The 11,545-nt window shown below is 64.2% G+C and carries 11 protein-coding genes; 4 read left to right on the top strand and 7 right to left on the bottom strand.

Annotation, left to right across the window (positions count from 1 at the left end; all coding sequences use genetic code 11):
* Together V1Y59_RS10085 and V1Y59_RS10080 are read right to left on the bottom strand one after the other, a co-directional pair.
* A complete protein-coding gene (locus tag V1Y59_RS10085) occupies positions 1-885 on the bottom strand; it encodes an MlaE family ABC transporter permease (RefSeq protein WP_330504755.1) in 885 nt (294 codons plus the stop codon).
* A gap of 5 nt (positions 886-890) precedes the next feature.
* Complete coding sequence (locus tag V1Y59_RS10080) at positions 891-1,658, bottom strand: MlaE family ABC transporter permease (RefSeq protein ID WP_330504950.1); 768 nt, start codon at positions 1,656-1,658, stop codon at positions 891-893.
* 429 nt (positions 1,659-2,087) lie between these two features.
* Between V1Y59_RS10080 and V1Y59_RS10075 the strand changes: the two genes are divergently transcribed.
* The 3 genes from V1Y59_RS10075 (at position 2,088) to V1Y59_RS10065 (ending at position 4,447) form a co-directional block, all read left to right on the top strand.
* Entirely contained in the window at positions 2,088-3,284 is a 1,197-nt protein-coding gene (locus V1Y59_RS10075; RefSeq protein WP_330504751.1) for a cytochrome P450, read from the top strand.
* 52 nt (positions 3,285-3,336) lie between these two features.
* Positions 3,337-4,173 carry a mycofactocin-coupled SDR family oxidoreductase gene (locus V1Y59_RS10070; RefSeq protein ID WP_330504749.1) on the top strand — a complete coding sequence of 279 codons (837 nt, stop codon included), beginning with the start codon at positions 3,337-3,339 and terminating at the stop codon, positions 4,171-4,173.
* 82 nt (positions 4,174-4,255) lie between these two features.
* Positions 4,256-4,447, top strand: coding sequence for a ferredoxin (locus V1Y59_RS10065; protein WP_330504748.1), 192 nt, complete (start codon positions 4,256-4,258; stop codon positions 4,445-4,447).
* Between the two features lie 136 nt (positions 4,448-4,583).
* Here V1Y59_RS10065 and V1Y59_RS10060 read toward each other — a convergent pair whose 3' ends face one another.
* The 5 genes from V1Y59_RS10060 to V1Y59_RS10040 all read right to left on the bottom strand — a co-directional run bounded on the left by V1Y59_RS10060 (position 4,584) and on the right by V1Y59_RS10040 (position 10,027).
* Complete coding sequence (locus tag V1Y59_RS10060) at positions 4,584-6,305, bottom strand: FAD-binding protein (RefSeq protein WP_330504746.1); 1,722 nt, start codon at positions 6,303-6,305, stop codon at positions 4,584-4,586.
* A gap of 53 nt (positions 6,306-6,358) precedes the next feature.
* Positions 6,359-7,588 carry a cytochrome P450 gene (locus V1Y59_RS10055; protein WP_330504743.1) on the bottom strand — a complete coding sequence of 410 codons (1,230 nt, stop codon included), beginning with the start codon at positions 7,586-7,588 and terminating at the stop codon, positions 6,359-6,361.
* A gap of 65 nt (positions 7,589-7,653) precedes the next feature.
* Positions 7,654-7,848, bottom strand: coding sequence for a ferredoxin (locus V1Y59_RS10050; protein WP_330504741.1), 195 nt, complete (start codon positions 7,846-7,848; stop codon positions 7,654-7,656).
* Between the two features lie 128 nt (positions 7,849-7,976).
* Positions 7,977-9,167, bottom strand: a complete 1,191-nt coding sequence (locus V1Y59_RS10045; protein ID WP_330504740.1) for an NAD(P)/FAD-dependent oxidoreductase — start codon at positions 9,165-9,167, stop codon at positions 7,977-7,979.
* Positions 9,164-10,027, bottom strand: a complete 864-nt coding sequence (locus V1Y59_RS10040; protein WP_330504738.1) for an SDR family NAD(P)-dependent oxidoreductase — start codon at positions 10,025-10,027, stop codon at positions 9,164-9,166. Before V1Y59_RS10040 ends, V1Y59_RS10045 begins: the two co-directional genes overlap by 4 nt.
* A gap of 569 nt (positions 10,028-10,596) precedes the next feature.
* Between V1Y59_RS10040 and V1Y59_RS10035 the strand changes: the two genes are divergently transcribed.
* The gene (locus V1Y59_RS10035) at positions 10,597-11,280 is read left to right on the top strand and encodes a TetR/AcrR family transcriptional regulator (RefSeq protein WP_330504736.1); all 684 of its coding nucleotides are present in this window, start codon (positions 10,597-10,599) and stop codon (positions 11,278-11,280) included.
* The last annotated feature ends 265 nt before the right edge of the window (positions 11,281-11,545 follow it).

Raw genomic sequence — 11,545 nt, 5'->3', positions numbered from 1 at the left:
TCAGCCGGAAAGGTTGAAGTTGCCGTTGGACCCGTAGATTGCCAGGGACACCAGCAGCGTGACGGTGACCACCGCGATCAGCGAGGTGCGTACCGCGTCGCCCACCGCGATGCCCACACCGGCTGGTCCCCCGCTGGCGAAGAACCCGAAGTACGTGTGTATCAACAGGATCAGCAACGCCATCGCGAAGGCCTGGACGAAGGACCAGACCAGGTCCAGCGGGTTGAGGAACGTCGAGAAGTAGTGCGCGTACAAACCGGTGGACTGCCCCAGCAACACCACCGTGGTGAAGTGGCAGGCGGCGAACGACGCGATCAGCGCGATCGCGTAGAGCGGGGCCAGCACGATCATTCCCGCGGCGATCCGGGTACCGACGACGTATGACACGGGGTTGATCCCCAGGGACTCCAATGCGTCGATCTCCTCGTTGATCCGCATCGCTCCCAGTTGCGCGGTCGCGCCTGCGCCAAAGGTCGCCGCCAGGCCGATACCCACCACCACCGGCGCGGCGATGCGCACGTTGATGAAGGCCGACAGGAACCCGGTGAGCGCCTCGATCCCGATGTCGCCCAACGTGCTGTAGCCCTGCACGGCCAGCGTGCTGCCGGTGGCGAGCGTGAGGAAGCCGACGATGACCACGGTGCCTCCGATCAGCGCCAGATTGCCTGCACCCATGCTCGTCTCGGCGATGAGGCGGATGGTCTCGCGCCGGTAGTGCACCGCGGCGTGCGGCACACTCCGCAGCGCGCGGGCATAGAAGATGGCGTGGTCGCCGATGCGGCCGAGCGCGCCGACCGGCCTGCGCAGTTCACGACGCAGTCGGTGGTAGGGGACGCTGGGCGTCGCCGAATGACGTGCGTTCCGCGCAGAGGTCGCGTGCGACATTCTGGTCACCTCGCCGTCAACTGGACGCCGATTGCCGTGATCACGACATTCACCACGAACAGGGCCATGAACGCATACACCACCGTCTCGTTGACCGCGTTGCCGACCGATTTGGCGCCGCCCGAGACGATCAGCCCGCGATAGCAGGCCACCACCCCCGCGATCAGACCGAAGACAAGGGCTTTCACCGACGAGATGATCACCTCCTGGGTACCGGTCAGCAAGGTGATACCGGACGCGAACGCACCGGGGTTCACGCCCTGGACGAACACCGAGAAGATGTATCCGCCAACGATTCCGATGACGCAGACGAGACTGTTCAGCAGCAATGCGACCAATCCCGACGCCAGCACCCGGGGTGTCACGAGCCGCTGGACCGGGTTGATTCCGAGTACCTCCATCGCCTCGATCTCCTCTCGGATGGTCCGCGAACCGAGATCGGCGCACATCGCGGTGGCGCCGGCACCCGCGACGATGAGCACGGTCACCATCGGCCCCACCTGGGTCACCGACCCGAAGGCGGCACCCGCTCCGCTGAGGTCCGCAGCACCCAGTTCACGAAGCAGGATGTTGAGGGTGAAGCTGACAAGGACGGTGAACGGGATCGCGACCAGCAGCGTGGGCATCAGGGACACCTTGGCGACGAACCACGACTGCTCGATGAACTCGCGACGCTGAAACGGACGCCGAAAGGCGAACGAGAAGGCATCGGCGCCCATCATGAACAGTCCACCGACGGCTTTCAGCGGACCCGAGGAGTAGCGCGCCACCATTCCGGACACTGCACCGCTCGGCTGCTGGCCACGCGTGCTGGTCATCGCAGCGCCTCCACGCGAGCGCCGGACCGGCCGTACCGCGGCAGCCCGAGATCGGTCATGATCATCACAATTCTCTGAGTCGGAAATGACGTTCTCTGTACGAGTGACCAGAATACTCACACAACGCCGCCGCGAACAACAGAACGCGTCGATCCCCACCGGAGATGGTCGACGTGCCGCGCGAAATACCAAGATCGGCAGGCTTTCTCACAGCGAATATGCATCCATGTCGACCCATACTAGCGAGAATTACACTCTCCAAAACTGCAATCACGAGTTGCGAACTCCTGTAGAGTTCTCCACACTGAACGCAGCATCGATCGCGTTGAGCACACGTCGATGCCCTCAGATTCATTCCGCACAGTCCTGCGAGAGGACCCATCCGTGACGAGCAGTACGACGAGTGACATCCGGTACGACCCCTACGACGTCAAACTCAATGCAGATCCGTACCCGATGTTCCGGCTGATCCGCGAGGAAGCACCGCTTTATCACAACTCCGAGCACGACTTCTTCGCCCTGAGCAGGCATGAGGATGTCACCGCCGCTTTGAACGACTACGCGACGTTCAGTTCCAGCCGCGGCGCGATCCTCGAACTCATCAAGGCCAACATCGACATCCCGCCGGGCGTGCTGATCTTCGAGGACCCTCCGATCCACGACATCCACCGCAAGCTGCTGGCGCGGATGTTCACTCCTCGCAAGATCTTCGCCCTCGAGCCGCTGGTGCGGGAGTTCTGCGCCGCATCGCTTGATCCCCTGCTGGGCAGCGGACGGTTCGATTTCGTCAAGGACCTCGGCGCCCAGATGCCGATGAAGGTCATCGGCATGCTGCTCGGCATTCCGGAAGAGGACCAGGAGTCCATCCGGGACTTCGCCAATGACCAGATGCGCACCGAGGAGGGCAAACCGATGCGCGCGGCCGAGGAAGGTATGGCCACCGGCGACATCTTCGCGGCCTACATCGATTGGCGCGCCGAGCATCCGTCCGACGACATCATGACCGAGCTGCTCAACGTCGAGTTCGACGACGAGACCGGCACCCGCCGCAAGCTCACTCGCGACGAGCTGCTCACCTATGTCAACGTCGTGTCGGGTGCCGGCAACGAGACGACCACCCGACTCATCGGCTGGGCCGGAAAGGTGCTCGCCGAACACCCCGACCAGCGGCGCCAGCTCGTCGAGAACCCCGACCTGATCCCGAACGCCGTCGAGGAACTCCTGCGATTCGAACCGCCTGCGCCGCATGTTGCCCGCTACGTGACGCGCGACGTGGACTACTACGGGACGACGGTCCCCGAAGGCAGTGTGATGATGCTACTGATCGCCGCAGCGAACCGCGACGACCGCCGCTTCCCCGACGGCGACACCTTCGACATCCACCGCAGTACCAAGCAGCACTTGACCTTCAGTGTGGGCACACACTTCTGCCTGGGCTCGGCTCTCGCGCGACTCGAAGGACGCATCGCGCTCGAAGAGATCCTCAAGAGGATCCCGGAATGGGAGGTCAACCTCTCGGAGGCCTCGCTGTCCCCGACGTCGACGGTGCGCGGTTGGGACACACTGCCCGCCACCTTCTGATCGGCAACCACCTGATCCTGCACCACAACCACATGAATCGAGGAGAGTACTCATGACCGGAAGAGTCGAGGGCAAGGTCGCCTTCATCACCGGCGCCGGACGCGGCCAGGGACGCAGTCACGCCGTCCGGCTGGCCGCCGAGGGCGCCGACATCATCGCCATCGACATCTGCGAACCGATCGACAACGTACCGTTCGACCTCGCCAGCGATGATGACCTCGCCGAGACCGCCGAACTGGTCAAGGCCCACGACCGGCGAGTCGTGACGGCCAAGGTCGACGTCCGAGACCTCGACGGGATGGCCAAGGCCGTCCAGACCGGCGTCGAACAACTCGGCCGGCTCGACATCGTGGCCGCCAACGCCGGAATCGCCACCGGCGGTTCCTCACTGGAAGACATGGATGTCAAGACCTGGCAGGACATGATCGACGTGAACATGACCGGTGTCTGGCACACCGCGAAAGTCGCGATCCCGCACATCGTCGCCGGCGGGCGCGGCGGCTCGATCGTGTTGACCAGCTCCGTGGGCGGTCTGAAGTCCTATCCGTTCTGCGGGCACTACGTAACCGCCAAACACGGCGTCATCGGGATCATGCGGACCCTGGCGATCGAACTCGCGCAGAACAACATCCGCGTGAACTCGGTGCACCCGACCCAGGTGAACACGGCGATGATCATGAACGATGCGACCTACAAGATGTTCCGCCCGGATCTCGAGAATCCCGGTCCCGACGACTTCGCACCGCTCTCGCAGATGATGAACACGCTGCCGGTCCCGTGGGTGGAGCCGGAGGACATCAGCAACGCCGTGCTGTTCCTGGCATCCGACGAATCCCGGTACATCACGGGTGTCACCCTTCCCGTCGACGCGGGCGCCTGCCTGAAGTAATCCGATATGTGCGCCGGTGTTCCACCACCTTGTTCGTGCGGTGGGTGGCACACCGGCGTCATCGGTCGAGAGAGAGTGAATCATGAAGGTCGATGTGGACTTCGCGATCTGCGAGAGCAATGGCCTGTGCGCGGGTGCCGCGCCGGCGGTATTCGACCTCGACGAGGACGACAATCTGCACGTCTTGAACGACAGGGTGACGCCGGACAACGAGGATCAGGTCCACGAGGCGGTCCGCCAGTGCCCACGGCGGGCGATCTCCCTCACCGACTGACGGTCAAAATGCGGCCACACCGCTCCCGACGCCATCGACCGGCTGGGCACATCTGAGCGCCACATCTGAAAGCTGCGCGCCTACACGGAGTCATCTCTCGTGTAGGCGCGCAGACGTCTGTCCACCGTGGTGCGGATCAGTTTCCGGTGGATTCCCCGCGCGAGGTCTCGGCGTGGCGCTCGCCGGCGTCGCGAGCCTGGGCGTGGCCCGCCGCGACGTAGGAGAACACCACCGATGGACCGATGGTCGCACCGGCACCGAGGTACTTGCGACCCATCACCGACGCGGTGATGTTCCCGGCGGCGTACAAGCCCGGGATCGGCGCGCCGGATTCGGTGAGCACCCGACCGTGCTCGTCACAGAGCAACCCCCCGTTGGTCCCGATGTCACCGGGGTACATGGCCACCGCGTAGAACGGAGCCTTGGCCACCGGCCCCAGACATGGGTTCGGCTTGTGCGACGGATCCCCTTGGTACTTCTCGTGATCACCTTCACCGCGGTGGAAGTCCGCATCAACGCCGGTCGCCGCGAATCCGTTGAAGCGGGCCACGGTGTCGGCCAACGTGTGTGGATCGATCCCGCACTGTGCCGCCAGGTCCTCGAGCGTGTCGGCCTTCTTCATCGCGCCGCTGGAGAGCCATTCCTTGGGGGTACGTCCCGGCGGAGCCATCCCGAAGACATAGCGGGAGCGATGACGCGAATCGATGATCAACCATGTCGGCAGGGCGCCGCCGACGGCTTTCTCGTGGGCGAACATGCACTGTCCCGCCTCCTGATAGGCGATCGCCTCGTTGAAGTATCGGCGCCCCTGCGCATCCACCATGATCGCACCCGGTTTGCTGCGCTCGCTGATGCACATCGACGGGACCCCGTCGGGCATGATCCACGACGGCAGCCACCACGCCTCGTCCATCATGTCCGTCGCCGCACCGTATTTCATCGCGATCTGCAACGCTTCGCCGGTGTCACCCGGATTGGCGCTGGTCCACTCGACGCGGCCGGGCTGATCTCGGGAGAACTCCTCACGCATCGTCTGGTTCCGCGAAAAGCCCCCGGCGGACAGCAGGACGCCCCGGCGCGCGCGGACGCGGATCTCCACGCCGTCGCGTTCCAGCACGGCCCCGCGCACCTCGCCGTCCTCGATGACGAGATCGACGAATGCGGTGTCGGTCCAGATGGGCACATCACGGTCGAGCAGCGCCTTCAGGACATAGCCGATGAGCGCCGCGCCGTTGGTGACGTTCTTGCGCCCACGTATCTTCCCCAACGCCGTACGGGCCATCACGCGCGTCATCGTGCCCGCACCCTTGCGCGTGAACAGACTCGAGACGTATGCCGCCTCATAGGTGTAGAGCGTCATGTTGCCGGCGACCGGAGGACGTAGCCGAGCGGCCCACTGGCCGAGCTGACGCGTGTCGAAGGCTGTCGCCTCGACCGAGCGCGACCGGGCCACCCCACCCGTGACCCCGCGAACGCCGGAGTAGTAGTCGCTGTAGCCCGCGCAATGGAGAAACTCCACGCCCTCGGCCTCGAGGAACTCGAGCATCTCGTTTCCGGCGGAGAGATATGTCTCGCGGCGAGCGGTCGACGACGCCGGACTGCACTGCGCGGCCGGCCCGGCGACCGAATCGAAGTAGGCGACCGCGGCCTCACGGGAGTCGGGGACTCCCGCCCGGGCCATGACGGGATTGTCGGGCAACCAGACCACACCACCCGACATCCCGGTGGATCCGCCGACCATGTCAGACTTCTCCGCGACCACCACATCCATCCCGAGCGCCGCGGCACGCAAGGCACCGACGAGTCCTCCGCCGGATCCGACGACCAGCATGTCGGTGACGTGATCCCACTCCTGCATAGCCATACCTCAGCTCACGAAATCGATGCGGACGACGGCGGTTTCGCGCCGGGTCACCAGGTCACCGGCAGGGAGTACACACCGTAGGCCAGGCGGTCGGACTTGAACTCGACTTCTTCGGCCGGGATTGCGAGCGCCAGGTCGGGCAGCCGCTTGAACAGCGTGTTGTAGACGATCTGCAGTTCGGCGCGCGCCAGCTGCTGGCCGATGCACTGATGCGGCCCGAACCCGAAGCCGGTGTGCAGACGGGCCGACCGAGTGATGTCCAGCTTCTCCGGCTCCGGAAAGGCCTCCGGATCCCAGTTCGAGGAGCTCAGTTCGACGATTACGCCGTCGCCCGCCTTGATGTGCTGTCCGGAGATCTCGATGTCCTCGAGGGCGATACGCCGCTGGCCGTTGTGGATGATTCCCAGGTAGCGCATCATCTCCTCGACAGCGTTGATGACGACCTTGTCGTCCTCGGCATCGCGGATGAGCTTCAACTGATCCGGGTTCTCCAGCAGCGCAAGGGTTCCGAGGGCGATCATGTTGGCGCTGGTCTCGTGTCCGGCGATCAGCATGCCGAGGCCCATCTGCGCGGCTTCGGCAGCGTCGATGTCACCGTCTCTGGCGTAGCCCGCGAAGTCGCTGAGGACGTCATCGGCCGGCTCGGACATCTTCTTTTCGACGATCTCGTGCATGAACATGAACATGTTGGCGAATGCCTGCATGTTCTCTTCCGGTGTCGCGTATCGGTCGACGGCCTGAACAGAGTTCTCCTGGAAGAAGTCATGGTTCTCGTAGGGCACGCCGAGCATCTGACAGATCACGATCGACGGAACCGGAAGGGCCAGTGCGGTCACGAGATCCGCGGGCTTGGGCCCCTCGGTCATCGCGTCGATCAGTTCGTCGACGGTCTGCTGGATGAACGGACGCAGCGCCTTGACGCGCTTGACCGTGAACGCTCGCGTCATCATCCGGCGGAACCGGGCATGCTCTTCGCCATCTGAATTGAACACCGACTTCGGGCGAATGCTCACGTTCGCCTTCATGCCCTCATTCCAGTGCGGGAAGCCCGCGAGCGTTTCGTCCACACTGATCCGAGGGTCGCCGAGGAGGGTCTTCTGCGCATCCAATCCGGTGATCAGCCAAGGGGTTGAGCCGTCCCAGATCTTGACCCGGCTGACTGGGTTGATCTCGCGCAGGATCTTTGTGCCCTCAGGTGGGGCGAAGGGGCAGCGCGAATCCCGATCCATCGGGAAATAGGGGGTCTCGTTGGGCGCTTCGGTGGCAGTTTCTGACATCAGATGTGATCCTTCATGAGTCGGCTGTGACTGGGACAGGGTGTGTGCGGCGGCGCTGAAACCGGTCAGTCCTCGACGACGATGGCCAGGGCGGGGCAGACGGCTGCCGCGTGTCGGACGTCGTCGGCTTCCGAAGTCGGCGGATCCTCGTCGATGAGGAAAGCGATGCCATCGTCGTCCCTCTGATCGAAGACGGCGTCGGCGGCGGCGACGCACTGGCCCGACGCAATACATTTGTCCTGATCGATGGTGATCTTCACGGGATTCTCCTAGATGCCATCTGCTGGCACGGTCGACGTGTAGGGCTGGTATCCGTATCCAAAACACTTGACACAGCGCAGCTCCGGAGAACGCTGGCCAGGTCTTCTACATTCGTGGTGTCCGGGTGTCACAGGACACCCACCGGCTGGTCCGCGACGGCCTGACCGATCCGGCCGCGATGTCGGCGGGACTGCTTGGCCATGTTCCATCCGACGATCCCGGTGACGACACCGTCAGCGACGTAGGCGGCGACGAAACGTCCGGTGGCCGGATCACCGTCCACGATCGACATCTCCGCTCCCCGCGGGATGAACCCATCGACCTGGATCTTGGTCGCGAACTGATCGGTCCAGAAGTACGGAATGGTGACGGCACCCCGGGTCTGCTGCTCCAGGATCGCGGCGGCGACCGTCATACCGTGCTCTGTGGCATTGGTGCGATTCTCCAGCCTACGACTGCTCCCGGTCGCCGCATCCCGGATGCGCGCGACATCTCCTGCTGCGTAGATACCTTCGGCGGCCCGGCAGTTCGCGTCACACACGACACCGTCGGCGACCTCGAGGTCGCTGTCCTCGAGCCAGCCGGTGGCCGGGATGGCGCCCACCGCGACCACGACGACGTCCGCTGGGAGCGTCTCGCCCGAGGCCAGTTCGACTCCTGACGTCCGACCATCCGTCTCGGCGAATCCGACAACCTGTTCTCCGAGGCGGAGCCCAACTCCCTGCGAGGCATGAAGTTCCGTCAAGTGTCCGGCGACCCCGGGACCGAGCTGTGACTCCATCAAGCCCGTCTGCGGCCCGACGATGGTGACCTCGAGTCCCATCCCACGTGCGGTCGCCGCTATCTCGGCGCCGAGGACCCCATCGCCGACAATCACGAGGCGCGACGCCGACAACAGGTCCGTCCGAAGCGCTGCCGCATCGTCGACGAAACGAAACGAATGCAAGCCGTCGATCGCCGGCTGGCCCGGGAGGGTCCGAGGGTGGGCCCCTGTGGCGATCACGATGTGATCGGCCGTGATGACGCGTCGTGACGTCCGAACTGTGCGTGCGTCGACGTCGAGCGAGGTCGCCACCTCACCGAGGCCGATGTCCAGACCGAGCGCGGCGATGTGGTCCTCGGGACGGAGTACGGCGCGGTCGGGTGTCCAGCTGCCCGACAGCACTTGCTTCGACAAGGGTGGTCGATCGTACGGAGCGTGCAGTTCGGCACCGATCATGGTGATCTGGCCCTCATATCCGCCGCGCCGCAATGCTTCCGCGGTGGACAGGCCGGCGGCCGATGCGCCGACGATCAAGACACCCGTCCGGGTCGTCATGCCTCTTTGCCCTGACCAGAGCCGACGAGCTCGGACTCGTCCTCCTTCTTGTCCTGCGCGTTGACCGCAGCCTTGTTGGGCTGCCCGGCCGAGGTGCCACCGTCCACGGGAAGCAGGGTCGCCGTCACGTAGCGGGACCGGTCCGAGGCGAAGAACAGTGCGGCCTCGGCGACATCTTCTTCGGAACCCTCGCGCTGCAGCGGCCGGTTCGCGGCCATCATCTGACGCACCATCGCAATGAACGTATCCGCGTCGGCACCCATCTTCACCGCCGACTTCGCCAGCAACGGTGTGGGAATGCTCCCTGGGGCAATGCAGTTCACACGCACGTCGTGCTGCGCCAGGTCGAGCGCGACCGATTTCGAGAAGTGGATCACGGCAGCCTTCGACGCGCGGTAGGTCAAGACCGCGGCGCCCGCCTGGATTCCACCGATCGATGAGATGTTGACGATGGATCCGCCCCCGCTGTTCGCCATCTGTGCGGCGGCGTACTTCGTTCCGGCCATCACTCCGAGCAGGTTGACGTTCATCACCATCTCGAAATCGGCCAGATCGTCGTCGAGGAAACTCGGGTGCATCGTGCCGGATACCCCGGCGTTGTTGACCATGACGTCGAGCCGACCGTACTTGCCGACCGCGTGATCCACCACGGCAGCGATCTCGGCCGGCACCGCGACATCCGTGCGGACGAACTCCGCATTGTCGCCGAGTGCGGAGGCCAACGCCCGACCACCCTCCTCGTCCACGTCGGCGATGACGACCCGTCCACCCTCCGCGACGAATTTCTCGACGATGCCCTGACCGAGACCCGACGCGCCGCCTGTGACTATGACGATCTTTCCTGACAACTCGTTGGTCATTGTGGACACCCTTCGGGATCTGATTCGGAATGCGGATACATGTCGATGACGTCGATGCGCGGCAAATCGAGGCGAATTCTGTTTGCACGCGCACGTTCTGGAGATCCGCGCCGGGTAGGGCACGGACCACGTTCGGTACGAGCAGAGGGTCGTTCGAACCCGTAGTGCCAACGAACCTCCTGGCCCGCTGGGAGAAGACGAGAGCCACAGCGTCGACCATGTGTGCTCTATCTCACTCTGGCGACCAGACTGTCAGCGTCACACAAAGTTGTCAAGCGATTGATTGAAATTCACGCTGCGCAATTCGGCGCGCCGGCGATACGTTTGCCGCACACCATTGACCCCCAAACAAAACGGCAGGTCACGTAGGTCCACGGACGCGCACATATCCGCGCATCCCCCTCATGGCCGGCCCGAGTCGCGGCAATCTGCTCAATCGTGCGCTTTACAAGTGCGGTAACCTGAACCTGATCAAAGGGTTCATCGCACCGATGCACGTCGCGACTACCGCACTCACACCGACGACGGCAGGCGCAGACAGGCACAGACAAAAGCGAGGTCACAGAGACATGGCGACTGCATCGACCACGTCCGACGAAACGGTCGTAGCGCCGCCCACTCGCCAACGCAAAAAGGAAGCGACGCAGGAACTCATCCTCGACACCGCCGAACGGTTGTTCGCCGAGAACGGTATCTACACCGTCTCGAATCGTCAGATCGCTGAAGCTGCAGGTCAAGGCAATACGGCGGTGGTCGGATACCACTTCGGAAGCCGAACTGACCTCATTCGCGCCCTGGTCCGACGTTTCCACCAGGGCGTCGAACCCCTCCGGCAGGCACAACTCGAACAGATCAGCGGCTCCACCGATATCCGTGACTGGATCGATTGCCAGGTCCGGCCCATCACAGCCCGATTCGACGAACTCGGTTCCCCCACGTGGTTCGCGCGCTTTGGCGCACAACTGATCGCCGACCCCGAGATGCGCAATGTCCTGCTCGAGGAGTCCTGGAACGAATCCGTGTCGCTGCACCAGTCACAGGAGGGGCTCCTGAAGTGCCTCCCCTTCCTACCGGTTCAGGTCCAGCCGGAACGCATGGACTGCGCGATGTTCCTCATCATCCACATGTGTGCGCAGCGCGAACGTGCTCTGGCAGACGGCATTCCGCTGATTCGCACGACCTGGTCGGAGATGGCCACCGGGCTCGTCGACGCCCTGGTCGGCGTCTGGACCGCACCGGTCACCCCCGCCTGAGCCCGCCACCGGCGAACCGGGCCGCAGCGGGCCGCCCGTAGCCGCTGCGGCGACTCGAGGCGTGGCGCAGAGCTGTCGCCCACCTCCGTGAATCGACGCCCGCACATCCAGCGCAGTGGCGTGCAGGCGACGCGTCGAACTGCGCCGACAGCCAATTCTCACCTAAATCAAGCAGTTGATTGACTTTGCTCGTGTGATGCGCTTCACTGTCTACAGGCGGGGTCGGTCAGACCACAGCTCGGCCGACCTCAGACCTCGGATTCAC

Source organism: Gordonia prachuapensis, from assembly GCF_036350515.1.
In the GTDB taxonomy this organism is placed as follows: Bacteria; Actinomycetota; Actinomycetes; order Mycobacteriales; family Mycobacteriaceae; genus Gordonia; species Gordonia prachuapensis.
This window is presented reverse-complemented; position numbering and strand designations above follow the sequence as displayed.